Here is a 25,771-nt window from a genome sequence, read left to right as displayed (position 1 = left end):
GAACAACAAGATGGCAATTCCAGCCTACATGTGGATCAAGGACGATGGCGGCGCCGACATCAAAGGCTCGGTCACGGTGCAAGGACGTGAAGGCAGTGTTGAGGTCGTGGCTCTCGATCACGGCGTGAGCATTCCCACTGACTCGAACACCGGCAAGCTGACCGGCACGCGCCTTCATCTGCCAATCACCTTCACAAAAGAAACCGACGCGTCGACGCCCTATCTGTACAAGGCCGTGACGAGCGGCCAAACCCTCAAGTCGATCGAGATCAAGTGGTACAAAATCGACGACGCGGGCAAGGAAAAAGAGTACTTCAACACGAAGCTCGACAACGTCAAGGTCGTGTCGGTCAATCCGAAGATGCTCGATATCAAGAACCCGGCGTTCGAGAAGCACAACCACCTGGAGAACGTCCAGTTGCGCTACGAGAAGATCACGTGGTCGTACAAGGACGGCAACATCATCCATACCGACACCTGGAACGAACGCTCGTAACGACGTGTGACATCGCGGCTGGCGTTCGCTCCTTTTCCGATCCATCACAGGTGTCGAACCTCAGCCGCTCTTCGCCAGACCGCCCGGCGCGGGCTGGCATTTTTTAGTCGCACTTCCTGGGTGCTTGCTGCCATGACTCATCGCGATCTCTCCGCGCTTCTGCGCCGTCTCAACGATCACTGCGCTCGCGCGCTTGCCGACGCAGCGAGCCTTTGCGCGACACGTGCGCATCGCGAAGTCGAAGTCGAACATTGGCTGATCAAGCTGCTCGAATTGGGCGAAGGCGATCTTGTCGCCATTGTCGGCAGCTATGAACTGGACGTGAACGGTATCCGGAACGGCCTCCTCAGCGCAATCGAACGGTTGCCGCATGACCTGCGCGGCAAACCCGGGCTGTCCCGCCGGCTTGGCAAACTTCTTGAAGCCGCGTGGATGCGCGCCTCGCTGGAAGCGGACTCGCCGTCCATCCGTTCCGCGCATCTGCTGGCTGCGCTCGCCGACGCGCCGCATCTGCTGCACGCGCCGGACGCGTGGGCGCTGCTCTCGCTGTCCGCGACGCAGATCGAGCGTCTCCTGCCGGAACTCGATTGGACGTCCGTCGAGGCGCCGGTCGTCGATACCGACGCGCGCGATTTCGGCCATGCCCGCTCTGCGACACCGGCAGAAGCAGAAGCGCCCGGTCGCCGATCCGCTATCCAACGCACGCAACCGGGCGCCGATGCGCTCGGCCGCTTCACCATCGACATCACGCAGAAGGCTCGCGAGGGCCGCATCGATCCGGTCTTTGGCCGCGACGTCGAGATCCGGCAAATGATCGACATCCTCACCCGGCGGCGCAAAAACAATCCGATTCTCGTCGGCGAGCCCGGGGTCGGCAAAACCGCGCTGGTCGAAGGTCTGGCGCTGAAGATCGCGCAAGGCGACGTGCCCTCGGTGATTCGTGACGTCGGTGTCCTCACGCTCGACCTGGGCTTGCTGCAGGCAGGCGCTGGCGTCAAGGGCGAATTCGAGCAGCGTCTGAAGAACGTCATTGAAGCGGTCCAGCAGTCGCCAACGCCCATTCTGCTTTTCATCGACGAAGCCCACACCCTGATCGGCGCAGGCAATACCGCCGGCGGCGCCGACGCTGCGAACCTGCTGAAGCCTGCATTGGCGCGCGGTGAATTGCGCACCATCGCCGCGACAACCTGGTCCGAATACAAACAGTACTTCGAGCGCGACGCGGCGCTGGAGCGGCGTTTCCAGATGGTCAAGGTCGAGGAACCCGACGACGACAATGCGTGCGTGATGCTGCGCGGTCTGAAGGAGCGCTACGCACAACACCACGGCGTGCACATCACCGAGGCCGCGGTCGGCGCCGCGGTGCGTCTGTCGCGTCGCTATCTGACGGGACGCCAATTGCCGGACAAGGCCGTCGATCTGCTCGACACCGCCGCCGCGCGCGTGCGCATGAGCACCGACGCGACGCCGGTCGCAATTTCCGCGTGTCTGGCACGACGGACCGCGCTCGAAGTCGAGCGCGCGGCGCTCCAGGAAGATCAGGGTGCGATGTCGGCCGACGTCGGCGAACGGCTCGGTGCGATCGAACTGCGCCTCGTCGAGATTGCGGACGAGTTTCATACGCTCGACCAAGCCCATGCAGAACAGAAAAAACTCGTCACCGCCCTCGTTGCGCTGCGTGAGCAATGGCGAACCGCGACCGACGTTTCAACGCGGCGCGATTTTCAACACGAGATCAAGGCCGTGCACGACAAACTCGCGGCATGGGGCACGAATGCGCTGCTCATGGCCGAAGTCGACGAAGCCGCGATTGCGCGTGTCATCGCCGACTGGACCGGCGTACCGGTAGGAAGCCTGCTCGAAGATGAACTGACCGCCCTGCTCGAACTGGAAACGCGGCTCGGACACGTGGTCGTAGGGCAGGACGACGCCCTCGAAGCCATCGGCAAAAGTCTGCGCGGCGCCAAGGCCGGCCTGACTTCCGAAGAGGCGCCGTTGGGCGTGTTCCTGCTTGTCGGTCCTTCGGGCGTGGGCAAGACCGAGACGGCGCGCGCGCTGGCCGACCTGATGTTCGGTGGTGAACGTGCGCTCGTGACGATCAACCTGTCGGAGTATCAGGAAGCCCACACCGTTTCGCAGCTCAAGGGCTCGCCGCCAGGCTATGTCGGGTACGGCCAGGGTGGCGTGCTGACCGAAGCGGTGCGTCAGCGTCCATACAGCGTGATCTTGCTCGATGAAGTTGAAAAGGCTCACCGCGACGTACTGAACCTGTTCTATCAGGTGTTCGACCGCGGCTCCATGCGTGACGGTGAAGGTCGCGTGATCGACTTCCGCAACACGGTGATCGTGATGACGTCCAACCTCGGCAGCGAGCAGATCATGGCCGCGACCGAACCCCATGCCGAAGTGACAACCGCCCTGCTACTGGAAGCGATACGGCCGCTGCTCGTCGAGCACTTCCAGCCCGCGTTGCTCGCGCGCTTCCAGACCGTGGTGTACCGGCCGCTCTCGCCCGACACTCTGGCAAGAATCGTGCGAATGAAGCTCGACAAGGTCGCGCGAAGGATCGAGCGCCGCTTCAGCGTGCCGCTCGACTGCAGCGACGCGCTGGTCGCCGAACTCGTGCGCGCATGCCTGTTGCCCAACTCTGGCGCGCGCAATATCGACAGCCTGCTCGATCAACAGATCCTGCCCGTGCTGTCGCGTGCACTGCTCGAACGAATCGGCAGACAGGCGTTGCCGCGACGCGTCGGTCTCGCGTATTCGGACGAGCGCGGTATTGCAGTCGACTTCGACGACGCCGTCGAGGTGGCGACATGACACGCGGCGGACCTGGACTTTTCGAAGCCATCACGGGTCATTTCGCAAACGGCGCGCCAGTCGATAATTTCGACGTGGAAACCCAAACGTTCCTGTCGGTGCAGGACAACATTCAACGCATCCTGAATAGCCGCCGCAATGGACTCGCCCATCTGCCCGACTACGGACTGGACGACCTGTCGGAGATTTACCGGCATCTTCCGTCGTCGGCGCACAGGCTTCGCCGTGCGATCGAATCGACGGTGCTGAAGTACGAACCGCGAGTGAAGGCGATCGACACCCTGATCAGGGAAACCGAACCGGGCATGCTGCTAAGCTTCACGATGTGTTGCCACCTGCATCGGGAGGGGCTGGTGCGCTTCGGCACGCACTTCACGCCTGACGGACAGACACGGCTCGATTTGCTGAGAGCGGAGCTGGATCGTGACTGACGGCGGCCCGACCGCTGTACCGCCCCATTCCTCGGTACAGTTTGGACGATTTGCATCGATCCGTACCTTACTGTCCATAGCCGGATAGCGGATGCTATCAATCCTCTTTCCCGCGCACGGACTCTCCGATGGACAAAACGACGAATGGCTGGCTGAGCGGCTTCATAGGGGTATTGATCTTCAGCGGCTCGTTGCCGGCCACGCGCGTCGCCGTGCAGGGCCTCGACCCGCTATTCCTGACGGTCGCCCGCGCAACGATCGCCGGCACGCTCGGTCTGCTGCTCCTGCTCGTATTCCGGCAGGCGCGGCCGTCCCGCCCTGACCTGATTCCGCTGGTAATCGTCGCACTTGGTGTGGTGATCGGATTTCCGTTACTGACGGCGCTGGCGCTGCGCCACGTGAGCGCGGCGCATGCGGTGGTGTTCGTTGGCCTCCTGCCGCTCGCCACGGCGATCTTCGGCGTGCTGCGTGGCGGCGAGCGTCCACAGCCGGCGTTCTGGCTGTTCTCGGCGCTCGGCAGCGGCGCGGTGGTGGCCTTTGCCCTGCGTCACGGCCTTGACGCAGCGCCGCTCGGCGACGCGCTGATGCTGGCCGCCATCGTCGCATGCGGGCTCGGCTATGCCGAAGGCGCGCGGCTGTCGCGCCGCCTCGGCGGCTGGCAGGTGATCTCGTGGGCGCTCGTGCTGTCGTTGCCCCTCATGCTGCCGCTTGCGGTGTGGACACGGCCCGCGTCGCTCGACGGCGTCAGTCAGGCGTCGCTCTGGGGTCTCGCCTATGTGTCGCTCTTCAGCATGCTGATCGGCTTCGTGTTCTGGTATCGCGGCCTCGCGCTCGGCGGCATCGCGGGCGTCGGGCAGTTGCAGTTGCTGCAGCCGTTCTTCGGCTTGCTGCTCGCGGGACTGCTGCTGCACGAGCAGGTGCCGCCCGCGATGATCCTGGTTACCGTCGTCGTGGTGGGCTGCGTGGCGGGCGCGCGGCACTTCTCGCGGGCGGCCCCGGCGCGGCCGGCAGTCTGATGCGTGCCCGGCATCGACTTTCGAGAACCCGCGCGGCGCGGGCGGCCGGTCGAGTATGTCATCATTCCACGTTCGACTAACCACCACCCAGCGCCGCGACTACGATGCCGACCGCTTTTGCTCAAACCGTCGAAGCCCGCTTTGCCGAACTCACGCCCACCTCCAAGCGCGTCGCCAGCTACATGCTGGCCAATCTCGACCGGCTCGGCCTCGAAACCGCCGACCAGATCGCCCAGCAAGCCGGCACGAGCGGCATATCGGTCGGCCGTTTCCTGCGCAGCGTCGGCTATCAGAATCTCGACGACCTGAAGCGCGAACTGCGCGGCGCTCAGGAGCGTCCGTGGCTGATCACGGACCGGCTCGATGCGTTCCGCCGCGTCGCCGGTCAGCACGACGGCACCACGCCGGACGCTAGTTCGCCTGCCGAGCCCAACCCCGCGCTCGCCCATTCGCTCGAACTCGAAATCGGCGCGATCCAGCACGTTTACCAACTCGCGCAATCGCCGGTGTTCGCGCACGTGGCCGAGCGCATCTCGAACGCGGATGCCGTCTACATTCTCGGCATTCAGTCCACGCGCGGCATCAGCAACGCGTTCTACAGTTACCTCGAATACATCCGTCCGCGCGTGTTCTATTCAGACGGCATGTCGGGCTCGTACGTCGATTCGCTGAACGCCGGCTTCGAATCGCCGTATCTGATCGTCACCGACACACGCGCCTACTCGAAGGTCGCGCGACGCTATTGCGAAGCCGCCACGCGCCGCGGCTTGCCCTTCGCGCTCGTTACCGACATTTACTGTCCGTGGGCGCGCGAATTCAACGGCGACCTGCTGCAGGTGAAAACCGACGTCGGCCAGTTCTGGGATTCACTCGCGCCGCTCACCTGCCTTTTCAATCTGCTGATCTCGGCGGTCGTCGAAAGACTCGGGCCGCGTATCGACGAACGGGTCGCGCGCAACCGCGAACTGCAAAGCGAATTCGATCAATTCGACGACCTCTGATGCACGCCACGTCCTTCGCCTCATGACCGACCATCGACTCATCGAAATCACGCCCGCCACGCATGGCGTGGATCTCGACCTCGTCTACGCCACCGCGCGTAACCTCACCGGGAAACCGATCTACCAGGCCGCGCATTGTCTTCTGCTCGAACCAGCGGAAGCGGCACTGCGCCGTGCGATCGAACTCGCCCGCCAGATCGGCACGACGTTACGCATTTTCGATGCATACCGGCCGCCGCAAGCGCAGCAGGTGCTGTGGGATTTTCTGCCCGATCCGACCTACGTGGCGGACCTGACGCGCGGCTCGAACCATAGCCGCGGGACAGCGCTCGACCTGACATTGCTCGACGCGCACGGCGAAGAACTCGACATGGGCACCGGCTTCGACGCCATGACGATCGAATCGGAGCACTTTCATCCCGGCTTGCCGGAAGAGGTGCAGCGCAATCGCATGCTGTTGCTGGGTGTGATGCATGGCGCGGGCTTCACGCACATCAAGAGTGAATGGTGGCATTACGAGTTGCCCGGTTCTCGCGCATTGCCGCTGATCGACAACAGCGCGAGCGGGCCGCTTCGCCTGATGTGACGATCGATCGCCAGGAAAACAGGTATCCTCACCGGCTCGTTCAGAAGGAGGATCCATGAAGTTTTCAATTTGCCTGGCGGTTGCCGCCCTGACGGTTTCTGCCGGCGCATATGCCCAGACCGCGCAAACCTTCCGCTTCGGCGAGGGCCAAAGCTCGCTGCCGTCCGGTCATGCACAGGCCCAGCAGGCGCCGGCTCCGCGGCAATCCGCCGAACAGCATGCGCCGACAACCGAGGCCAAACCGAAACATAAGGTCAGGCATAAACGGCATCATCGTGGGTACGTGACGCAGCCCGATACGTACTCGCATAGCTAAGCGGTGCCAGGCGCGTGGGCGTGGGTGTGTGTCACCTTCGCCATACGTCGCGGCGATTTTTGACTCGCTTCAAATTCGCGCGCGCGGCGGGCATAGTCAAGCGTATCCGCCGAATGATCGCCACGACAGGACCACGTATGAGCATCACCCACACCACGACCGCCACTTCAGGATCAGCGTCCGCAACCGCCCCGCTGATCCGCGACGCCACCGAAGCCGATCTTCCGGCGATCCAGGCGATCTACGCCCACCACGTGCTGACCGGCGTCGCCTCGTTCGAAGAAACCCCGCCCTCCGTCGACGATCTGCGCACGCGGCTCGCGTCGGTACGCAGCCACGGGCTGCCGTACATGGTGGCGGAGATCGACGGCGAAGTCGCCGGCTATTGCTACGCGACGCCTTATCGGCCGCGCGCCGCGTATCGCAACACCATCGAAGATTCCATCTATGTGAACGACGCCTATCGAGGCCGCGGTCTGGGGCGCGTGCTGCTCCAGGCGCTGATCGAACGCTGCGAAACCGGACCATGGCGTCAGATGATCGCCGTGATCGCGGACGGCGGCAGCGGCGGTTCGCTGTCGCTGCATACGCAGTTGGGTTTCGAGCTAACCGGCACGCTGAAGGCGGTGGGCTTCAAACACGGCCGCTGGCTCGACACAACGCTGATGCAGCGCGCACTCGGCAAGGGTGATTCGAGCGTGCCGGACGACGTGTCGGCAGGACGCGACTGAAGCGCCGCGCTAGAATCCCTCCCATGCCCAACACCCCGCCTCCTGTCCCACCGTTGTCCGCCGACGCGCACGAAGCAGCCGGCGCCACGCCGCGCAACGAATACACCGTCGACGAACTCGCGCGCGTTACCGACACCACCGTGCGCAATGTGCGCGCCTATCAGGATCGAGGCCTGCTCGCGCCGCCGGAAAAACGCGGCCGCGTCGGCGTGTACGACGACACGCACGCTTCGCGTCTGAAGCTGATCAACCATCTGCTCGCGCGCGGCTATACGCTCGCGAACATCCAGGACCTGATCATGGCCGTCGACGAAGGCCACGATCTGCGCTCCATCCTCGGCCTGGAAACGGCGATCGGCGGTCGCTGGTCGCGCGAGCGGCCGAAAAAATACTCGCTGCTCGAACTGCTGCACATGTTCGGCGACAAGGCTTCGCCGAGCGCGCTCGGCAAGGCGGTCGACCTCGGTCTGCTGGAGCGCGACGGTCTCTCGTTCGTGTCGGGCAGCCCGACGGCGCTGGCCGCCGGCGCGACCATGGCGAAGGAAGGCATTCCGCTTGCCGATCTGCTCGACGCGGTAGGCATCGCGCGGCCGCATTTCAACGCGGTCGCTAAAGCGCTCGTCGATCTGGTGGTCCGTCAACTGGACCGCTACGACGCCGACGCGCTGCCGCCGCCCGCCGACGTGCCGGCTCTAGTCGAAGCGATCTGGCGCCTGCGGCCGCTCGCGATGGTGCTGGTGGAAAGCGAAATGAACCGGGCGCTGGAAGAAGCCTCGGGCGATTACCTCGGCGACCGTGTCGCGGCGATCATGGAAAAAAAACTGGGGCATCCTGCGGAAGGCGCTGCGAGCGCTGCGGGCACGACAAAGAAGCACAAAACAAAGAAGTAGTCTGCACGCGCGGTCTCGCTCTCGCCTTCGCGTCCGCCTGCGCCCGCGTACTACCCTTCGCCTTCACTCGTGCTTATACGCACGCCCGCTTGCGCGTGCTCGCTGGACGCACCGGGACCGCGCATGTTCCGCCCCGCGTCATATTCAAATCTGCATTGCTTCGTTTGAACCGCGCGAGCTCCATGCGACGATCCCCGAACGTCGCCGCAACGCGTTTTCTGCCGCATCCGCGAGTCCGCGCCATGCTTTTAGCGGACCGAACGAAGCCCGCAGACAACCCACGGCGGCCACACCAATCGAACGCAATGGAGATTCGCAGGATGGTCCGTCACGCCCGTTATTCGCTTCAACTCGCCGCCTTGCTCGCGGCCTTCACCACCTTGAACGCCACCGCGCAGACCGGCGGCAACGGCAGCGAGCCGGCCAAGGTACTGCGCATCGGCTATCAGAAATCGGGGCTGCTCGCGATTCTCAAGGCGCAAGGCTCGCTCGACGAAAAACTCAAACCGCTCGGCTACAGCATCAAGTGGTTCGAATTCCCCGCTGGCCCGCAGCTGCTCGAAGCGTTGAACGCGAACAGCATCGACTTCGGCTACACGGGCGCGCCGCCACCGGTGTTTGCTCAAGCCGGCGGCGTGCGCTTCGTGTACGTCGGCGCCGAGCCTTCGGGACGCCACGCCGAGGCGATCCTCGTCAAAGGCGACTCGCCGCTGCATAGCGTGGCCGATCTGAAAGGCAAACGCGTCGCGCTGCAAAAAGGCTCCAGCTCGAACTATCTGATACTCGAAGCGCTCAAGAAAGCGGGCCTGCGCTACGAGGATATTCGCCCGGTGTACCTGCCGCCCGCCGACGCGCGCGCCGCCTTCGAAAGCGGCAGCGTCGATGCATGGGTGATCTGGGATCCGTACTACGCGTCCGCGCAGCAGGCGTTGAAAGCGCGCACGCTGGCCGACTACACCGAACTCAACGCCCCGTACAACTTCTATGAAGCGACGCGCGACTTCGCGCAGCAGCATCCCGACGTGATCGGCGCGATTCTTGGACAGTTGCGCACCGCCGGGCTGTGGGTCAACACGCACCCGGTGGAAACCGCCGCGCTGATCGCGCCGAAGGTCGGTCTCGATCAGAAGCTGGTCGAAACATGGGTGCGCCGCTATCCGTATGGCACCACCGCCGTCACGGACGAGATCGTGCGTTCGCAGCAGAACGTCGCCGATGCGTTCTACGGCGCCAATCTGATCCCGGCGAAAATCATCGTCAAAGACAGCGTCTGGCAAAACCGCGAAATCACGTCGGCACTGGCCGCAAAGTAGCCCGGCGGCGGGCCTCCGCGCCTAGAGGCGGGCGTCTAACCGTCAACTTGCGTCATCCGTTACCAGCCTCTATTGTTACATCAACCAATGTAACAGTTTAGAAGGTAAAAGGAGACGGATCGGATGAACGCACGCACGATGCTCCACGACGCCGCGGCGCCCGAAGCGTTAGCGCCTATCGAAACCGACATCGCCATCATCGGGACCGGATTCGCGGGCCTCGGCATGGCGATCCGCCTGCGCCAGTCCGGCGTCACGGACTTCATGGTTGCCGAAAAGGCCGATTCGGTCGGTGGCACGTGGCGCGACAACCATTACCCCGGTTGCGCGTGCGACGTCCAATCCCACGTCTACTCGTTCTCCTTTGCCCCGAATCCGCGCTGGACCCGCATGTTCGCGCGCCAACCGGAAATCCGCGCTTACCTCGAAGACTGCACGCAGCGCTTCGGCGTCGAGCGGCATCTGCGTTTCGGCCATGAACTGGCCAGCGCGATCTACGACGGAGCGCGCCACCGCTGGCAATTGACCTTTGCGAACGGCCGACAATGGTCGGCACGCGTGCTGATTTCGGCTATGGGCGGCCTGTCGCGCGCGGCCGTGCCGAACATTCCCGGCCTCGAAAAATTCAAAGGCAAGACCTTCCACTCGCAGCAATGGGATCACAGCTATTCGCTCGAAGGCAAACGCGTCGCCGTGATCGGCACGGGTGCGAGCGCGATCCAGTTCGTTCCGCAGATCGCGCCGCGCGTCGCGCATCTCGACCTGTTCCAGCGCACGCCGCCGTGGATCATGCCGAAGGCCGACCGCGCCGTCAGACCGCTGGAGCGATGGCTGTTCAAACACCTGCCGTTCACGCAGAAGATCATGCGCTCGGCACTCTACTGCATGCTCGAATCGCGCGCCCTGGGTTTCGCGATTCATCCGTCGCTGATGAAGACCGCGCAGAAAGCCGCGGAGCGGCATCTGCGCCGCCAGGTGCGCGATCCGCAGTTGCGCGCCGCGCTCACGCCCAATTACACAATGGGCTGCAAGCGCGTGCTGATTTCGAACGATTACTTCCCCGCTCTGTCGCGCCAGAACGTTTCGGTGACGACCGCCGGCATCGCGCGCATCGAGGAAGACGCGGTCGTCACCAGCGACGGCGCGCGTCATCGCGCCGACTGCCTGATCTTCGGCACCGGCTTCCAGGTGGCCGACCCGTTTCCGCGCGGCGTGGTACGCGGGCGCGGCGGCGTCGATATCGTCGATACGTGGCGCGACGGCGCGCATGCTTACCTCGGTACGACATTACCTGGTTATCCAAACTTCTTCATGGTGGTTGGACCGAACACGGGTCTTGGCCACAACTCGATGGTGTTCATGATCGAGTCGCAGGTCGAGTACATCCTGCGCGCGCTGAAGACGATGCATGCTGAACGTGCCGACGCCATCGAAGTGCGTCCGCATGTGGAGCGCGCGTACAACGAGCAGATCCAGCAGAAGCTCGGCCGCGCGATCTGGTCCACAGGTGGCTGCAAGAGCTGGTATCTCGATCCGTCGACCGGCAAGAACACGACGCTGTGGCCGGGATTTGCCTACAAATTCCGCCAGGCCACCAGCACCTTCAGCATGGCCGATTACCTCGCGTATTCGCCCGCACCGCATGTGGCGAGCGTGTCGCCGGGTTCAGCGCACGGCACGCATGCTCATGGCGGCGCTGCTTCCGCGCCTGTGGAAACAGCCTGACCACACATAAAAGACAACGACAACGACAACGACAACGAAAAAGGCACCGTTCAGGGAGAACCGGAGATAAACCAATGAAAAACTTTACCGACAAAGTCGCCGCGATCACCGGCGCAGGCTCGGGCATGGGCCGCTCGCTCGCGATTCAACTGGCGCGCGAAGGCTGCCACCTCGCGCTCGCCGACCGCAATGCCGCGAGCCTCGCCGAAACCGCACAGCTGGCGCAAGCCGCGGCACCGCGGATCGTCGGTTCGCCGTTGCGTATCACCACCCGCGTGCTCGATGTTGCCGAGCGCGCCGCGATGTTCGACTGGGCCGCCGAAACGGCCGCGCAGCATCAGGGCGTCAATCTCGTGTTCAACAACGCGGGCGTCGCGCTGTCGAGCACGATCGAAGGGATGGATTACGCGGATCTGGAGTGGATCGTCGATATCAACTTCTGGGGCGTGGTGCACGGCACGAAAGCGTTTCTGCCGTACATCAAGGCCTCCGGCGACGGCCATATTGTCAATACGTCGAGCGTGTTCGGGTTGTTTTCGCAGCCCGGCATGAGCGGGTACAACGCGACCAAATTCGCCGTGCGCGGCTTTACCGAAGCGCTGCGCCAGGAACTCGACCTGATGAAATGCGGCGTCTCGGCGACCTGCGTGCATCCGGGCGGCATCCGCACGAGCATCGCGCAATCGAGCCGCATCGCGACGAACATGGTCGGCTTCATGCTGGAAACCGAACAGCAAGGCAAGGACGACTTCGAAAAGTTTTTCATCACCAGCGCCGACGAAGCCGCGCGCGTGATTCTCGACGGCGTGCGCAGAAACAAGCGGCGCGTGCTGATCGGACGCGACGCGCGAGCCGCCGACTGGCTGGCGCGCACGCTGCCGGCCGCCTATCAGGCACTCGTGGTGATACAAACGCGCCGCATGAAACGCATCGCCGAAAAACGCGCGCGGCGCGCCGCGCAGATGGACGGCAAGCGCGCCTGATGCGCCGGACTTCTTTGCCGGGCGCCACGTACGTCATTCGATCCCGATCAGCAATTCATCGAGAATCACAGGGAGAAACGCCATGATGCCGATTCGCCGCGACCTCCGTTTTAATTTGCCGCCGGAACGTGCCTGCGATTGGCACGTGCAGGGCTCGCATGTGACACACTTCTTCAACGCGCTTTCGCTGCTGTTTCCGGCCGGCGAGCGTTTTTTCATGGACAGCGTGCGCAACTACCGCGATCAGATCGACGACCCTGTGCTGAAGAAGCAGGTGCTCGGCTTCATCGGCCAGGAAGCCATGCATACGCGCGAGCATGTCGAATACAACGATCTGCTGCAGGCAGCCGGCCTGCCCGCGCACAAGCTCGACAAACGGCTGTGGGCGATTCTCAACTTCGGCCGCAAAGTCCTGCCGCATTCTTACCAGCTCGCCGTCACCGTCTGCCTCGAACACTACACGGCGATGCTGGCCGGCCTGCTGCTGGAAGACGCGTCGCGCATCGGCGGTTCGGTGGAAGGCTATACGCAGATGTGGACCTGGCATGCGCTCGAGGAAACCGAGCACAAGTCCGTTTCCTACGACGTATGGAACGCCGTGCTCAAACCCGGGCTCGGCCGCTATCTGCTGCGCACCGGCACCATGCTCGCCACGACGCTGACGTTCTGGCTGATCGTGTTCGACTACCACGTGCGGTTGCTCATCGCCGATCGCAAACGCGGCGGTCATCTACGCGGCATGTGGCGCGTCGTGAAGTATCTGTATGGCCCACGTCATGGTGTGTTTCCGCGCATCGCAGGTGAATGGCTGAGCTTTTTCCGGCCCGGCTTCCATCCGTGGGATCACGACAACCGTGTGCAACTGGCACGCATCGAGGGTCTCGTCGCCGCGGTCGATGCCGCCAATGCGCTCACGCCGAGCGCCCGCAAGGCCGCGCGGCGCGGTGTGCAGGCGGCCGCGTGATACGCGACACGCTGTCGGTCGAGGCCGGCGACGTGCGGCTCACGGTGTACGTGAGCGGACCGCGCGACGCGCCGCCAATCGTGCTGGTGCACGGTTATCCCGACTCGGCGGCCGTGTGGGAACCGGTGCGCGCGCATCTGGACACGCGCTACCGTGTGATTGCCTACGACGTGCGCGGCGCCGGCGCCTCCGAAGCGCCGGCCACGCGCCACGCTTACCGGCTCGAACGCCTCGCCGCCGACCTTGCGGCGGTCGCCGACGCAACCTGTGGCGCGCGGCCGTTCCACCTGGTCGGCCACGACTGGGGCTCGATTCAAAGCTGGGAAGCCGTGACCGACCCGGCGTTCAAAGGACGCATCGCTTCGTACACGTCGATCTCAGGGCCGTGTCTCGATCACGCGTCTTTCGGCTTGCGCGGCGAGAGCGAGAGCGAACGCGACGGCGCCGCTCGAACCGCACAGCCGACAACGAAACGCCCGTTCGGCAGCGGCGTCCGGCAAACGCTCAAGTCCTGGTACATCTTCTTCTTTCATTTGCCGTGGTTGCCCGAACTTGTGTGGCGCGTGGGCGCCGCACGCCTGTGGCCGTTGTGGCTGCGCGTGACGGAACGCGTGCGCCCCGCGCCCGATCCCGCGCAGCTGCGCAACGCGCTCAACGGCCTGAATGTACCGCGCCAATTTCATCGACAAGCTGTTGCGCCCGCGCGCGCGTCATGCGCACGCGCCGGTGCAATTCATCGTGCCGCTGCGTGACCGGTACGTCGGCCCGGCGCTCTCGCTTGGGCTGGAGGGCTGGCTCGGCGCGTATGAGCGCAATGAGATCGATGCCGGCCATTGGGTCGTGCTGCGCGAATCCGAACGGATCGCGGCGAGTATCGAACGCTTCGTGGAGCGGCATCGCGCGGACCATGGCGGCTGGGCCGCGCCGTCTACACTCAACGCCCGCGCGGCAGGCGTGTGAACAGCGTCGGATAATCGATCACGAGGCCGTCGTCGTCGACCTTCATATCTGCCGTGAAGTTGCGGAAGATGCCCTCGTAGCGATACTCGCGATGCAACTCGATGCAGGAGTACGCCTGTTCGACACGGGTGACCTGCAAATCGGGCGTCGATATATACGCCACCGAAATGGGTTGACGCTCGCCTTCGGCCAGTTGCAAGCGACGGATCGGCAGCGTGTTGGTGAACGGCGTAGCGGCGATATCGATGTCGATGCAGCCCTCGATCGCGCTCAGCGCGAGGCCGTGTCCATCGTGCCAATGGCCGGCGCCATCGCCATGCAACTCCAGTTCGCCGCCGCCGACGATCTTCAGCCACGCGTACTGTGTGCGCCATTGCGAGTCGCAGCGCACCTTGTAATGCAGGCCATACGACTTTCCGTAACGCTGGCCGACCACGACGCTTTCCACCGCGAAGCCGTCCTCGTGCGCGTCGAACGCCAGATGTTCGATGCCGTCGCCCTCTTCCGATGCCCACCGTAATTCACGCATCTGCCTGCCTCCTCGTTGGACGGCGCGACCGGGTTCTGCCGGGCCGCGCCGGGTTCTTCATATCGTAGCGCGAAAATTTTCGTTTCGGCGACGCATGGTATGGCGGGCAGGTATCGCAAATAGCCACTATCAACGCACGCGATGCCCAGCGCGGCGTGGCTGGCCTATGCTCGCGGTTCGAAGTCCTCCTACCCCGACGCGCGCCCGACGCCCGGACAGCGGAATTGCGCAACATTGAAAACACACTGCCTTCCCATCATGCACCCCGTCGCAACCGAAGCTCGATCCGCCGCCTTGCGCACGTTGTTGCGCAGCCTCGGCCAGATCGTGCTGCAACCAAACGCCTTCACTGGCGCGTGCCTGCTCGCCGCATGGCTGCTCTACGACCCGCGCCTCGCCTGCGCGGCGCTGATGGGTGCGGTCGCGGCCAACGTGAGCGCGGTATTGGCCGGCTATCGCGAGGACGATACGCGCGCCGGACTGCACGGTTTCAACGGCGCGCTGGCGGGGCTGGCCGCCTTCAACTTCATTGCCGACAATGCGACAGCGGGCGCGGTGGCGATTCTCGCCGCCACCTGCACGGCGTGGCTGTTAGCGCCGTGGTCGCGTTGGCTGCGTGAGCGTGGACTGGGCTTTTTCTCGAGCCCGTGCCTGATCGTCACGTGGCTTTGGCTGCCGATGATCACCTTCAACGCGCCGCCGGTCACCGCAAGCCCGGCGCACGTGACGAGCGCGACGAACGTGACGCAATGGGGCGGCGGCTTGCTTGCAGGTTTCGCGCAAACCGGTTTTGCGTCGGGCGCGTTGCCCGGTTTGCTCGTGTTGCTCGGGATTGCGGCGGCGTCGCGCAGGCATGCGCTGCGGGCGCTGATCGGCGCGGCGCTCGCCAGCGCCGCGCACCTGCTGCCCGGCGCAACGATGGCGTCGTTCGACGCCGGCCTGTTAGGATTCAACGGCGTGCTGACCGCGCTCGCGCTAGCGGACTGCCGCCTCGTCGCGATGCTCGGCGGCGTGGCCTTGTCGAGCGTGCTGCAAGCGGCGGCGGCATACTTCGGCTGGCCGGTCATGACCGCGCCCTTCGTCCTCGCGACGTGGAGCGTGCAGTGGCTCACACAGCGCCCGGCGCATGGCGTGGCCCCCTTTGAACCAGCACAACCTGTGGACACCACACGCCGCGCGACGACACCGGTTCCGGCCAGGCGCGCGAGCTAGTCAGGCCACGAAGTCTCGCCAAGCGCCACGCGCCCGCACGCACGCGTTTCGGCGATCGAGCAATTTCCGGATTCAGGAGACAGACATGTCATTCACTCACACCCCTGCCGGCCACGTCGCGGAAACAGGGCCATTGTCCGACGCGGAGCGCCAGACCCGTGTCGACCTAGCCGCGGCCTACCGGCTTGTGGCGCTCAACGGTTGGGACGATCTGATCTACACGCATATCTCGGCAAGTGTTCCGGGCGAGCCCGGCCACTTTCTGATCAACCCGTTCGGCCTCGCCTTCGATGAAGTGCGCGCCTCGAATCTCGTGAAGATCGATATCGCGGGTAACGTTGTCGGCGCGAGCGAACATGCGGTGAACGCGACCGGCTTCGCGCTGCACGCGGCGGTCCACGCGGCACGCGCCGATGCCTTCTGCGTGATGCATCTGCACAATACGGCGGGCGTGGCGGTCTCCGCGCAACCGGCCGGCCTGCTGCCCGCCTCGCAACACGCGCTGCGCTTTTACGGCCAACTCGCGTACCACGATTACGAAGGCCTCGCGTTTTCACCCGCGGAGGGCGAGCGCCTCGTCGCGCATCTCGCCGACAAGCCCGCCATGCTGTTGCGTAATCACGGCACGCTGACCACGGGCCGCACGGTTGCCGAAGCCTATGTGCTGATGGCAACGCTGCTCAAGGCATGCGAGATCCAGTTACAGGCCCAGGCATGCGGCGCGCAACTCGTGGTGCCGGGCGACGCGGTCGCCGCACGCACGGCGGAACAACTGTACGATGGCGGCGCCATTGAGGGTGCGCTCGAATGGCCCGCCTTGCTGCGCAAACTCGACCGCCTCGATACCAGCTATCGCGATTGAAATTGCGCCGCGCTCATTCCAACCCCACTCTCATGCTTAACGGAGTCACACCATGCCCACGTTTCATATCGAACTCTTCGAAGGCCGCTCGGTGGAACAGAAACGCCAGTTCGTCGAAGCCATCACCAAGGCGACGTGCGAATCGCTAGGCGTCGAACCGAACTCGGTGGATATCATTCTGACCGACGTGAAACGCGAAAACTGGGCAACGGCTGGGCGTTTGTGGTCCGACGCGTGAGCGTGTGAAACGCGCGGCTTGCCAGCCTACGGCCGCTGCTCGAAGCGGCCTTTCGTAGGCGATCGCGGCCGAACTGAATACAACGGAAATGGCGCGCGCGGCGTCGCGAAGCATGCGCGCTGCCACCATGGCGATGCTGAAAACGACTGGGGACGCGAAGATTGCCGATTTGGCGGTGATAACGTTTATCTGGCTGACCGCGCTAATCGGGCCGGCTCGCGCAATGCTCGAGGACCGGGTGCCAGAGATGCTGCGCGCCTTGCGCGCGCAGCTTGTGATGCTCGGCGAAGCGTAATTTAAACGCGTCGCCGTGGCGGTGTTACAACACACCGCCACGAACTTACGTCATCAGAACTTGTGGATGATGCCCACGCCGGCAGCAAACTGGCTGCGTGACGAGGACGGCGCGCTGTTCTGGCCGTCGCCGACACTGGCCGTCGCGTTGATGATGCTCACGCCGTTCGTGCCCAGGGTCTGACCGCCTGCGCGTTGATACGCCTCGAGCGCATACAGGCCGGTGCGCTTGGAGAGGCTGTAGTACTGCGAGAGGTTGAACTGCTGGTAGCTGGCCGAGCTCGTGATGCCGTTCGCTTTGGTAGCACGCGTATAGCTGTAGCCCGCAGCCAGGTCGAGTGCCGTCAAAGGCTTGAAGTGCAGCACGGCGCCGCCCGTGTTGAAGATCGCCGTGGTGTGGAACGGCGAATTGATACCCGGAATGTATTGCACGTTCGAGTACGAGAACGACACGTCCCACTGCGGGGAGAAGGCATAGCCGCCCGTTACCGCCACGCGCTGCTGTGCCTGGGCGCGCTGATAGCCATTGTTGATGGCCGACACACCCGCCTGGGCGCCGTTGTTCGACGTCGTGGAGTCAGGGCCCCATGCGCCGCCACCCGGCGTCGAGTTGTTGATGCGCTGGAAGCCCGCCGCGATGCCGAACGGACCGTTCAGGTACTGCAACGCCGCGCTCCACGTCGAACCGGCGTTGAAGCTGCCCGGCACGCCGCCCAGCGCATACGAGCCGCTCGCCGTCAGGCCATACAGGCTCGGCGACGTGTACACCAGCGAGTTGTTCACACGGTACAGCGTATCCAGCGAGTCGATATCGCCCGGGTGCGCGCCGTATGCGCCCGTCAGCCACGTGGTCGGGCTGTACGGCGAGAGCATCGTATAGTACGACGTATATTGGCGGCCGGCCGTGAAGGTACCGTAGCTGGCATTCGACACGCCGACATAAGCCTGGCGATTGAACCCGAGGCCGGAGACCGACTGCGCGCCCGTGGCGCTGTTAAAGCCCTCTTCCAACTGGAAGATCGCCTTCGTGCCGCCGCCCAGGTCCTCGGCGCCCTTCAGGCCGAAACGGCTGCCGGCCCAGATGCCGTTGACCATCTTCACGTTCGAACGGCCGCCGCTGGTCGAACCGAGCGTCGTCTGGCTGCTCTGATAGCCGATACCGGTATCGACGATCCCGTACAGCGTCACGCTGCTCTGAGCGTGCGCGCCGAGGGCGACCAAGCCAAGCGCCGAAGTTGCCAATGCCTTTTTCATTTCTGCTCCTCTTTAAAAAATTATTCTTTGACTGCGGCACGCTTCAAGTGCCGCCGAGTGTGGATATTGTTCGAATGCCCCGGTGTTAACTAAGGGATTTCAAAATACCGGGTGACCATTGATCAGGCTGGGCAACCATGTCGAGAACATCGGTACGTAAGTCACGATGTTGATCGCGCTGAAGATAGCCAGGTAATAAGGCCACGCCACCTTGGTAGTTTCACCAATCGACACATTGCCAATCGCGCACCCGATAAATTGCACCGAGCCGATCGGCGGATGCACCAGGCCCAATGCGCAATTCAGCAGGATCATGATCCCGAACTGCACGGGGCCGACGCCGGCGTGCATCGCCATCGGCAGGAACAGCGGCGTGGTGATCAGGATGTGCGCCGCCATGTCGACGAACGTGCCGAGGAAAATCTGGATCAGGTTGATGTACAGCAGCATCAGCCACGGCAGGCTGGTCGCACCGTCGAGCATGTGTTCGATCGCATCCGGAATCTCCAGATAGGCCATCTGATAACGCAGCATGTTCGACACGCCGATCAGCAGCAGCACCACGCCGGTGGTTTTGGCCGCCTTGGAGAGCGCGTGGAACAGCTTCTTCATCGTCATGGAGCGATACACGACGATTGTCAGCACCAGCGAATAAAACACGGCGATAGCGGCGGCTTCCGTCGCTGTAGCAATGCCCTTCGCCACGCAAACCAGAATGATCGCGATCACCATCAAGCCGGGCAACGCACCGAGGAACGTGCGGGCCACGGCGTACCAGCCGGGGAATTTCTGCAGTTCCGTCGAACCATCGGCACGACGCGGATAACCGTATTTGACTGCTTGCCAGTATGCGGCGATCAGCACGAAACCCATCACCCACAACACCGGCAGCAGACCGGAAAACAACAGATCGCCGATCGACACGCCGCTCATGGGATGTCCATTCAACGTGCCGGTGATGCCCTGGGCCGCGAATGCATAGATGATCATGTTGGTCGACGTCGGCATCAGCGCGCCCGCCAGCGACGAGTGAGTCGTCACGTTGACGGCGTAGGCCGCGCTATAGCCTTCACGCTTCATCAACGGAATCACTACGCCGCCCATGGCCGACGTATCCGCCGAGGGCGAACCGGAGACGCCGCCGAACAGCGTGCACGCAACCACGTTGGCCATGCCGAGGCCGCCGCGGAAATGCCCGACCGTGGCTTGCGCGAAACGCAGGATGCGGTCCGCGATGCCACCGTGCAGCATCAGTTCACCGGACAGAATGAAGAACGGCACCGCGAGAAACGAGAAGCCGTTGATGCCCGAGATCATCGACTGCATGGCGGTGGCCGCCGGCAAGCCTTCGTATAGATAAGTCAGGACACACGCGAGCCCGAGCCCGAAAGAAACAGGAACGCCGAGGAGGAGGAAAACAAGAAAACTGACGGAGAGGATGGCAAGTTCCATGATTGCTCTATTTTTGTTTCGGTGCGAAAAGCGCGAGCAGGTTCTCAATCGAGAACATTGCAATGCAGACGCTGGCAATAACCGGAATGCAGTAACGCAACGATTCAGGCAAACCGATAATGGGAATCCGGTCTTCAGCGGTGGCCTCGACCATCTGCAGACAGCCGAAGAAAACCATCACCGCAAACACGATCAGGCAAATATGCTGAAACGACGTGGCGATGAGCTGCCCTTTCGGCGGCAATTTCTTCACGAGCGAATCGAGACCGATATGGCCGCCTTCGCGCACCTTGAGCGCGGCGCCGAACATGGCGATCACGATCACCAGCAAAAGCGCGATGGGCTCGACGAAATCCGGTGCATCGCTGAAGACGTAGCGCATCACGACGCTGTAAATCACCAGCAGGCTCAGCACGGCGAGACTCAGCGACGCCACGATAACCAGCGCACGGAATAGAAAATCATTTGGGCGCTTCATGAATCTCATTGGACCCGTCCTTGCATTCGACCGACCTGTCTTTTTCTTTAATATTCAGCAATCTGCTCGATTTTTCAGTTCAGAAAGCGCACAGCGGCAAGGCCTGCGAAATCTTCTCGCAGGCCCTTCACGACTTCACCGCTGGATAGCTTCCGTTCAGGCGAACCTTATTTGACTGCCTGGATCTCGTCGACGAGCTGCTTCATTTGCGGGGTCTTTTCGTACTTTGCCCACACAGGCTGCATCACCTTGACGAACGCGGCACGATCGATCTGCGTCGAAGCGACGATGGTGGCGCCGCCCTTCGTGACCGTCTTGCTCGCGTCGGCTTCGCGCGCGGTCCACAGTTTCTGGTAGTACGGCACCGAGTCCGCCGCGGCCTTCTTGATGATGTCCTGCTCTTGCGGCGTCAGCGTGTCCCACACTTTCTTCGAGAACACCAGCACTTCCGGTGTCATCGAATGCTGGGTTTCGGAGTAGACCGGCGCCACTTCGAAGTGCTTGGTTTCCTCGTACGACGGCAGGTTGTTTTCAGCGGCATCCACCAGACCCGTCTTCAGGCCCGTATAGACTTCGGCGAACGGCATCGGCGTGGGCGTGCCGCCCATTGCGCGGATTTCGTCGACCATCAGATCGGACGGCTGCACGCGGACCTTGAGGCCCTTCATGTCAGCCGGCGTGTGAATCGGCTTCTTCGTGTAGATGGAGCGCGCGCCGCTCTCGTAGAACGTCAGCGCGATCATGCCCTTCGCCTTGAAGGCGTCGAGAATCTTCTGGCCTTCCGGGCCGTACATCACTTTGCGGAAATGGTCGATGTCGCGGAACAGGAACGGCAGCGACGGGATCATCGATTCGGGCACGATCTCGTTGAACGCGGCACCGTTGGCGCGCGCCATGTCCAGCGCGCCGATGCGCACCTGATCGATCGTGTCGTTTTCGGAGCCCAGCGCGCTATTGCCGAAGACCTTCACGGAATCCTTGCCGCCGGTTGCCTTGTTGATCTGTTCCCCCATGTATTTCACGGCCATGTTGGTCGGGTACGTGTCGCCGTGCACATCGGACACGCGGAACACACGCGCTTGTGCCGACACGGTGCTGAAGGCCAGCACCGAAGCTGCGACGATCAGCGAGACACGGGAAGAGGCAAACTTCTTGTTCATCGTGAAATTCCTTGAAAAATTGACCATCCAATCGATTGCGGAAGGCCCGCTTGCGGGTGCTACCCGCGGATGCGACATGGTTTGCTGCGTCTCCCGGCTCGGCGTTCGCCACCGTTTGCGGTCACTCACGCGTTGCCATGCTGGTCTGTGCAACGTCCCCGGCGCAGATGCTCAGCACTCCTGTCAGCCAACTCGACTCTTTTACTTTTGCTTCAACTGCATCGGCTTGCGTCTCGTGTGCGAGTAGTCGCGCACGTCGACGCCGCCTCCTTCACACCGAAAATTCGAAATTCAAAGAAAGGAATTTGTTTGGGCTTATATGTTGTACGACGACATATGAAGTCTATAAAACGCGGTTTGAGTTGTACAGACGGTATTTACCCGCACCAGGAAGGCGTCCGGCACGCATGACCGATCGACCACGCGGCGAGTCTATGCGCCGGTGGGCACGGCGCTGGAGGGGTAAAACCGGGATGCCTTGGACGCGCTGTTTTATCGCAAAAATGTGACAACAGCGTAGCCTTTACACCACAATGTTGTACGACGACCTATGAATATCGAACACATAAACAAAGGGCGCCGGACATGCGCGACATGTCCGGCGCCCTTCTCTCACACGCTCCGCTTACAGTTCGCCGGCAAACTCCGGCTCGGGCAGCCCGGTTACGCCAGGACGCACGGCGAACAGATGGCCGTCGTGCTCGCTCGCGTTCGCAGCGGGACGAATCGACGTGACGAACAGCGTATCCAGATCGCGCCCACCGAATGCGCACATGGACGGCTTGATGGCCGGCACCGCAATCTGCCGGTCCAGCTTGCCTTCGGGTGTGAAGCGCAGCAGCAGGCCCGCGTCGTTCGCACAGATCCAGTAGCAGCCGTCGGCGTCCACCGCGGCGCCATCGGGACGGCCCGCATGGTGATTCAGGTCGGCAAACACGCGGCGGTTGCGCGGCTCGCCAGTTTCGATGTCGTAATCAAAGGCCCAGATTTGCCTGCGCAACGGGTGCGAGTCCGACAGATACATCGTCGTGCCGTCCGGCGACCACGCGAGGCCGTTCTGCGTGATGAGTCCTTCGACGACCGGCGCGGACAGCGCGCCGCGTTCATCGAATCGATACAGCGCACCGGCCGGCTTGGCGGCCGCCATGTCCTGCACCATCGTGCCGGCCCAGAAGCGTCCTTGCCGGTCGCAGCGGCCGTCGTTGAAACGCATGTCGTCGCAAGCGAAGGCCGGCGCGGCGAGCTTGCGCCCTGTCACCTGCACGGGTTCGCCGCTAGCCGAGGACTCAGTCAGCTTGACCGCGAACAGCCCGGTCTCGCAGCCGGCCAGCACCGTACCGCGATGATCGAACGCGATGCACGCGACTTTCTCCGGCAGCAGCCATTCAGAGCGTTCGCCCGAATCGATCCGCAAGCGCGCGATCTTCCGCGCCGGAATATCCACCCAGTACAGCGCTTGCTCGTTAGCCCGCCACACCGGACTCTCGCCGACCGAAGCCGGCGCCTGGCCCGGCGCCTCGACCCGCTCCACGCGCGGGTTCGCCGCGGCGCTCACCGCTTCGGCTCCATCGGGCCGGCGAGCACGAACGGGCCGCCCTGGAAACGCTGGGTCGGGTCGTCGAGATCGGCAGTGGGCGCCGTGACCGGAAACAGATGCTCGAATTCCATCGAACTGTCCTGCGGACGAAAACCGAGGAACGCGGCCTTGGTGTTGTCCACCCACTTGGTCCGGTTATCCGACACACCGTAGACGATGGCGTGACCCACGCGGTTGGTGAACAGCGAGCAGCGCACCAGTTCAATCAGGTCGCGAAAGCTCAGATAGGTCACGAGCATGCGCGGATTCTTCGGCTGCTCGAACGATGAACCGATCCGCAGACACACCGTTTCCAGACCGAAGCGATCGAAGTAGTAACGCGACAGCGATTCGCCGAAGCACTTCGTCACGCCGTACAGGCTATCGGGACGCAGCGGCGCGTCGATATCGACCACTTCCGTCACCGGATGAAAACCCACCGCGTGATTCGAGCTTGCATACACGATGCGCTTCACGCCCTGCTTCTGCGCCGCCGAATAGAGGTTGTACAGGCCACGGATATTCGCTTCGAGCAGATCTTCGAACGGCGCCTCGACGGAAATGCCGCCGAGGTGAACCACCGCGTCCACGCCTTCGAGCAGCGCGTGAACCGCGGCTTCGTCGGCGATATCGACGATCGAGGCTTCTTCATGGGCCGCCACGTCGCCGAGCGGCGCGATATCCGTGACGCGCACGATATCGGCCCACGCGGCGAGCGCGCCGCGCAATTGCTTGCCGAGGTTGCCCGCCGCGCCGGTGAGCAGCAGACGGCGGAAGGGTTTCTGTGCCGCGCCGCGGTCAAGGTTCGAGTCAGTCATGTTTCTATTGGTGTAAGTGTGATCGGATCGAGCAAGGCAGCCGGATCAATCAGGTCACCGGCGCCGGATTGAACAGCGTCAACGCATTGTGGAGCTTGAGCTTTTCAGCGCAGGTCTCCTTGCGACCGCTGGCGACGTCGAGCATCAGGCGGAACAGTTCCCAGCCCACCTCTTCGATCGTCGCCGCGCCGGTCGCGATCGTACCGGCGTTGATATCCATCAGGTCATGCCAGCGGCGCGCCAGATCCGAGCGCGTCGCGACTTTGATGACGGGCACTTCGGCGAGGCTGTACGGCGTGCCGCGGCCGGTGGTGAACACATGCAGGTTGATACCCGCCGCGACCTGCAGCGTACCGCAAATGAAATCGCTAGCCGGCGTGGCCGCGTAAATCAGGCCTTTCTGTTTGACCTTCTCGCCCGGCGACAGCACGCCGGAAATCGCCGAGTTACCCGACTTGATGATCGACCCCATCGCCTTTTCGACGATGTTCGACAAGCCGCCCTTCTTGTTGCCCGGCGTGGTGTTGGCGCTACGGTCCGCGCCGCCGCGCTTCAGATAATCGTCGTACCACTGCATTTCGCGGATGATCGCTGCGGCGACTTCCGGGTTGGCCGCGCGCGCCGTCAGTTGATCGACGCCGTCGCGCACTTCGGTGACTTCGGAGAACATGACCGTGGCGCCGGCTCGCACCAGCAAATCCGTCGCGTAGCCCACCGCGGGATTCGCGGTGAGACCGGAGAATGCATCGCTGCCGCCGCACTGCACGCCGATCACGAGATCAGACGCGGGACACGTCTCGCGGCGGCGATTGTTCAAACGCTTCAGATGACCGTCGGCCATTCGCATGATCGACTCGATCATCGACTGGAAGCCGACGTGCGATTCATCCTGCAGCACGACGACGTCGCCATTCAGATCCGCCTCGATATCGCCGATGTCCGCGACCTCGGCCACGTTTGCGGCAGCGGCGATCGGAATCGTGCCGGGCGGCATCAGGCGCTCGGGCTGCAGCTTCTCGCAACCGAGGCTGACCATCATCACCTCGCCGCCGAAATTCGGATTCAGGCTGATGTTGCGCACGGTGCGTATCGGCACCATCGCGTCGGGCGCGTCGATCGCGACGCCGCAACCGTAGGTGTGGCCGAGGCTCACCACGTCGTCGACATTCGGATAGTTCGGCAGCAGCTCGGCCTTGATGCGCGCCACCGCGTGTTGAACCACGTCGGCCACGCATTGCACCGTCGTCGTGATGGCGAGAATGTTGCGCGAACCGACCGAGCCGTCCGCGTTGCGATAGCCCTCGAACGTGTAGCCCTCGAGCGGCGGCATCTCCGGCGCCTTGATCGTGGCTATCGGCAAATCTTCCAGTCCCGGCGGGCTCGGCATGCGAATCACGTGTTCGTTGATCCAGCTGCCTTTCGGCAGCGCCTTCAGCGCATAGCCGATCACCACGTTATAGCGGATGACCTCGTCGCCCTCGGCCAGGTCGGCCAGCGCGACCTTGTGGCCCTGCGGCACACGCTCACGCAGCGCCAGACCATCGGGGAAGACGGCGCCCTCACCCAGACCGCCGTCGTTGACGACGATCGCGACGTTGTCGTTCGGGTGAACGCGAATGTAGAGCGGAGATTGTTCCATTGCCTCGATCCTTATGGCGGCGTACGC

27 protein-coding genes are annotated in these 25,771 nt (G+C 63.3%); 19 read left to right on the top strand and 8 right to left on the bottom strand.

Features of this window, described 5'->3' with window-relative positions; all coding sequences use genetic code 11:
- Positions 1–10 precede the first annotated feature (10 nt).
- From B0G73_RS11105 to B0G73_RS41870, 15 genes are all read left to right on the top strand, one after another.
- Positions 11–496 carry an Hcp family type VI secretion system effector gene (locus B0G73_RS11105; RefSeq protein WP_106280627.1) on the top strand — a complete coding sequence of 162 codons (486 nt, stop codon included), beginning with the start codon at positions 11–13 and terminating at the stop codon, positions 494–496.
- Between the two features lie 132 nt (positions 497–628).
- Positions 629–3,316 (top strand): type VI secretion system ATPase TssH, encoded by a 2,688-nt coding sequence (tssH, locus tag B0G73_RS11100; protein WP_106280625.1) that lies wholly within the window; start codon positions 629–631, stop codon positions 3,314–3,316.
- Positions 3,313–3,747 carry a type VI secretion system baseplate subunit TssE gene (gene tssE / locus B0G73_RS11095; RefSeq protein WP_106280624.1) on the top strand — a complete coding sequence of 145 codons (435 nt, stop codon included), beginning with the start codon at positions 3,313–3,315 and terminating at the stop codon, positions 3,745–3,747. The genes tssH and tssE overlap by 4 nt, the downstream gene beginning before the upstream one ends.
- A 128-nt stretch (positions 3,748–3,875) precedes the next feature.
- Entirely contained in the window at positions 3,876–4,763 is an 888-nt protein-coding gene (locus B0G73_RS11090; protein WP_106280622.1) for a DMT family transporter, read from the top strand.
- 104 nt (positions 4,764–4,867) lie between these two features.
- Positions 4,868–5,764, top strand: coding sequence for a sap1 transcriptional regulator SapR (gene sapR / locus B0G73_RS11085; protein WP_106280620.1), 897 nt, complete (start codon positions 4,868–4,870; stop codon positions 5,762–5,764).
- Between the two features lie 22 nt (positions 5,765–5,786).
- Positions 5,787–6,350 (top strand): D-alanyl-D-alanine dipeptidase, encoded by a 564-nt coding sequence (ddpX, locus tag B0G73_RS11080; RefSeq protein ID WP_106280618.1) that lies wholly within the window; start codon positions 5,787–5,789, stop codon positions 6,348–6,350.
- 55 nt (positions 6,351–6,405) lie between these two features.
- Positions 6,406–6,666, top strand: a complete 261-nt coding sequence (locus B0G73_RS11075) for a hypothetical protein (protein WP_106280617.1) — start codon at positions 6,406–6,408, stop codon at positions 6,664–6,666.
- A 137-nt stretch (positions 6,667–6,803) separates the two neighbouring features.
- Positions 6,804–7,397, top strand: coding sequence for a GNAT family N-acetyltransferase (locus tag B0G73_RS11070; protein WP_106280615.1), 594 nt, complete (start codon positions 6,804–6,806; stop codon positions 7,395–7,397).
- 23 nt (positions 7,398–7,420) lie between these two features.
- Positions 7,421–8,287: a MerR family transcriptional regulator gene (locus B0G73_RS11065; protein WP_106280613.1), complete on the top strand. Its 867-nt coding sequence runs from the start codon at positions 7,421–7,423 to the stop codon at positions 8,285–8,287.
- A 320-nt stretch (positions 8,288–8,607) separates the two neighbouring features.
- Entirely contained in the window at positions 8,608–9,600 is a 993-nt protein-coding gene (locus B0G73_RS11060; RefSeq protein ID WP_106280611.1) for a sulfonate ABC transporter substrate-binding protein, read from the top strand.
- 123 nt (positions 9,601–9,723) lie between these two features.
- Positions 9,724–11,325 carry an NAD(P)/FAD-dependent oxidoreductase gene (locus B0G73_RS11055; protein WP_106280610.1) on the top strand — a complete coding sequence of 534 codons (1,602 nt, stop codon included), beginning with the start codon at positions 9,724–9,726 and terminating at the stop codon, positions 11,323–11,325.
- Positions 11,326–11,399: 74 nt separating this feature from the next.
- Positions 11,400–12,308 carry an SDR family oxidoreductase gene (locus B0G73_RS11050; protein ID WP_106280608.1) on the top strand — a complete coding sequence of 303 codons (909 nt, stop codon included), beginning with the start codon at positions 11,400–11,402 and terminating at the stop codon, positions 12,306–12,308.
- A gap of 82 nt (positions 12,309–12,390) precedes the next feature.
- Positions 12,391–13,272, top strand: a complete 882-nt coding sequence (locus B0G73_RS11045) for a metal-dependent hydrolase (RefSeq protein WP_106280606.1) — start codon at positions 12,391–12,393, stop codon at positions 13,270–13,272.
- Positions 13,269–14,024 carry an alpha/beta fold hydrolase gene (locus B0G73_RS11040; RefSeq protein ID WP_374957004.1) on the top strand — a complete coding sequence of 252 codons (756 nt, stop codon included), beginning with the start codon at positions 13,269–13,271 and terminating at the stop codon, positions 14,022–14,024. Before B0G73_RS11045 ends, B0G73_RS11040 begins: the two co-directional genes overlap by 4 nt.
- The gene (locus B0G73_RS41870) at positions 13,999–14,232 is read left to right on the top strand and encodes a hypothetical protein (protein WP_374957003.1); all 234 of its coding nucleotides are present in this window, start codon (positions 13,999–14,001) and stop codon (positions 14,230–14,232) included. Before B0G73_RS11040 ends, B0G73_RS41870 begins: the two co-directional genes overlap by 26 nt.
- Here the strand turns inward: B0G73_RS41870 and B0G73_RS11035 are convergent.
- On the bottom strand, positions 14,207–14,761 hold the full coding sequence (locus B0G73_RS11035; RefSeq protein ID WP_106280604.1) for a putative glycolipid-binding domain-containing protein: 555 nt from the start codon (positions 14,759–14,761) through the stop codon (positions 14,207–14,209). The two genes, B0G73_RS41870 and B0G73_RS11035, sit on opposite strands and share 26 nt — an antisense overlap.
- Positions 14,762–15,019: 258 nt before the next feature.
- Between B0G73_RS11035 and B0G73_RS11030 the strand changes: the two genes are divergently transcribed.
- The 4 genes from B0G73_RS11030 (at position 15,020) to B0G73_RS11015 (ending at position 17,368) form a co-directional block, all read left to right on the top strand.
- A complete protein-coding gene (locus B0G73_RS11030; RefSeq protein ID WP_106280602.1) occupies positions 15,020–15,973 on the top strand; it encodes an urea transporter in 954 nt (317 codons plus the stop codon).
- 85 nt (positions 15,974–16,058) lie between these two features.
- A complete protein-coding gene (locus tag B0G73_RS11025; protein ID WP_106280600.1) occupies positions 16,059–16,835 on the top strand; it encodes a class II aldolase/adducin family protein in 777 nt (258 codons plus the stop codon).
- Positions 16,836–16,887: 52 nt separating this feature from the next.
- The gene (locus B0G73_RS11020) at positions 16,888–17,073 is read left to right on the top strand and encodes a 4-oxalocrotonate tautomerase (protein WP_106280598.1); all 186 of its coding nucleotides are present in this window, start codon (positions 16,888–16,890) and stop codon (positions 17,071–17,073) included.
- Between the two features lie 112 nt (positions 17,074–17,185).
- Positions 17,186–17,368, top strand: coding sequence for a hypothetical protein (locus B0G73_RS11015; RefSeq protein WP_146144166.1), 183 nt, complete (start codon positions 17,186–17,188; stop codon positions 17,366–17,368).
- Positions 17,369–17,421: 53 nt separating this feature from the next.
- Here the strand turns inward: B0G73_RS11015 and B0G73_RS11010 are convergent, their stop codons facing one another.
- The 7 genes from B0G73_RS11010 to garD all read right to left on the bottom strand — a co-directional run bounded on the left by B0G73_RS11010 (position 17,422) and on the right by garD (position 25,744).
- Entirely contained in the window at positions 17,422–18,621 is a 1,200-nt protein-coding gene (locus B0G73_RS11010; protein WP_106280594.1) for a porin, read from the bottom strand.
- A 99-nt stretch (positions 18,622–18,720) separates the two neighbouring features.
- On the bottom strand, positions 18,721–20,073 hold the full coding sequence (locus tag B0G73_RS11005; RefSeq protein ID WP_012426747.1) for a TRAP transporter large permease: 1,353 nt from the start codon (positions 20,071–20,073) through the stop codon (positions 18,721–18,723).
- A 7-nt stretch (positions 20,074–20,080) separates the two neighbouring features.
- Positions 20,081–20,560, bottom strand: a complete 480-nt coding sequence (locus tag B0G73_RS11000) for a TRAP transporter small permease (protein WP_106280592.1) — start codon at positions 20,558–20,560, stop codon at positions 20,081–20,083.
- Positions 20,561–20,718: 158 nt separating this feature from the next.
- Entirely contained in the window at positions 20,719–21,711 is a 993-nt protein-coding gene (locus B0G73_RS10995) for a TRAP transporter substrate-binding protein (protein ID WP_106280590.1), read from the bottom strand.
- Positions 21,712–22,336: 625 nt separating this feature from the next.
- Complete coding sequence (locus tag B0G73_RS10990; RefSeq protein ID WP_106280589.1) at positions 22,337–23,266, bottom strand: SMP-30/gluconolactonase/LRE family protein; 930 nt, start codon at positions 23,264–23,266, stop codon at positions 22,337–22,339.
- The gene (locus tag B0G73_RS10985) at positions 23,263–24,105 is read right to left on the bottom strand and encodes an NAD(P)-dependent oxidoreductase (RefSeq protein ID WP_106280587.1); all 843 of its coding nucleotides are present in this window, start codon (positions 24,103–24,105) and stop codon (positions 23,263–23,265) included. Before B0G73_RS10985 ends, B0G73_RS10990 begins: the two co-directional genes overlap by 4 nt.
- Before the next feature lie 49 nt (positions 24,106–24,154).
- Positions 24,155–25,744 (bottom strand): galactarate dehydratase, encoded by a 1,590-nt coding sequence (gene garD / locus B0G73_RS10980; RefSeq protein WP_106280585.1) that lies wholly within the window; start codon positions 25,742–25,744, stop codon positions 24,155–24,157.
- Positions 25,745–25,771: the final 27 nt, after the last annotated feature.

The sequence above is a fragment of the Paraburkholderia sp. BL25I1N1 genome (genome assembly GCF_003002025.1).
Classification (GTDB): Bacteria; Pseudomonadota; Gammaproteobacteria; order Burkholderiales; family Burkholderiaceae; genus Paraburkholderia.
Note: the sequence above shows the minus strand (reverse complement) of the source record. Positions and strands in the feature narration are given on the sequence as shown.

Coding starts and splice junctions, on each gene's coding strand:
- B0G73_RS11030 (WP_106280602.1), top strand. CDS start 15,020: ATGCACCCCGTCGCAACCGAAGCTCGATCCGCCGCCTTGCGCACGTTG.
- B0G73_RS11105 (WP_106280627.1), top strand. CDS start 11: ATGGCAATTCCAGCCTACATGTGGATCAAGGACGATGGCGGCGCCGAC.
- B0G73_RS10995 (WP_106280590.1), bottom strand. CDS start 21,711: ATGAACAAGAAGTTTGCCTCTTCCCGTGTCTCGCTGATCGTCGCAGCT.
- B0G73_RS11015 (WP_146144166.1), top strand. CDS start 17,186: ATGCGCGCTGCCACCATGGCGATGCTGAAAACGACTGGGGACGCGAAG.
- B0G73_RS11000 (WP_106280592.1), bottom strand. CDS start 20,560: ATGAGATTCATGAAGCGCCCAAATGATTTTCTATTCCGTGCGCTGGTT.
- B0G73_RS11045 (WP_106280606.1), top strand. CDS start 12,391: ATGATGCCGATTCGCCGCGACCTCCGTTTTAATTTGCCGCCGGAACGT.
- ddpX (WP_106280618.1), top strand. CDS start 5,787: ATGACCGACCATCGACTCATCGAAATCACGCCCGCCACGCATGGCGTG.
- B0G73_RS11075 (WP_106280617.1), top strand. CDS start 6,406: ATGAAGTTTTCAATTTGCCTGGCGGTTGCCGCCCTGACGGTTTCTGCC.
- B0G73_RS11035 (WP_106280604.1), bottom strand. CDS start 14,761: ATGCGTGAATTACGGTGGGCATCGGAAGAGGGCGACGGCATCGAACAT.
- B0G73_RS11005 (WP_012426747.1), bottom strand. CDS start 20,073: ATGGAACTTGCCATCCTCTCCGTCAGTTTTCTTGTTTTCCTCCTCCTC.
- B0G73_RS11050 (WP_106280608.1), top strand. CDS start 11,400: ATGAAAAACTTTACCGACAAAGTCGCCGCGATCACCGGCGCAGGCTCG.
- tssE (WP_106280624.1), top strand. CDS start 3,313: ATGACACGCGGCGGACCTGGACTTTTCGAAGCCATCACGGGTCATTTC.
- B0G73_RS11025 (WP_106280600.1), top strand. CDS start 16,059: ATGTCATTCACTCACACCCCTGCCGGCCACGTCGCGGAAACAGGGCCA.
- B0G73_RS10985 (WP_106280587.1), bottom strand. CDS start 24,105: ATGACTGACTCGAACCTTGACCGCGGCGCGGCACAGAAACCCTTCCGC.
- B0G73_RS11055 (WP_106280610.1), top strand. CDS start 9,724: ATGAACGCACGCACGATGCTCCACGACGCCGCGGCGCCCGAAGCGTTA.
- sapR (WP_106280620.1), top strand. CDS start 4,868: ATGCCGACCGCTTTTGCTCAAACCGTCGAAGCCCGCTTTGCCGAACTC.
- tssH (WP_106280625.1), top strand. CDS start 629: ATGACTCATCGCGATCTCTCCGCGCTTCTGCGCCGTCTCAACGATCAC.
- B0G73_RS11060 (WP_106280611.1), top strand. CDS start 8,608: ATGGTCCGTCACGCCCGTTATTCGCTTCAACTCGCCGCCTTGCTCGCG.
- B0G73_RS11065 (WP_106280613.1), top strand. CDS start 7,421: ATGCCCAACACCCCGCCTCCTGTCCCACCGTTGTCCGCCGACGCGCAC.
- B0G73_RS11090 (WP_106280622.1), top strand. CDS start 3,876: ATGGACAAAACGACGAATGGCTGGCTGAGCGGCTTCATAGGGGTATTG.
- B0G73_RS11020 (WP_106280598.1), top strand. CDS start 16,888: ATGCCCACGTTTCATATCGAACTCTTCGAAGGCCGCTCGGTGGAACAG.
- B0G73_RS11010 (WP_106280594.1), bottom strand. CDS start 18,621: ATGAAAAAGGCATTGGCAACTTCGGCGCTTGGCTTGGTCGCCCTCGGC.
- B0G73_RS11070 (WP_106280615.1), top strand. CDS start 6,804: ATGAGCATCACCCACACCACGACCGCCACTTCAGGATCAGCGTCCGCA.
- garD (WP_106280585.1), bottom strand. CDS start 25,744: ATGGAACAATCTCCGCTCTACATTCGCGTTCACCCGAACGACAACGTC.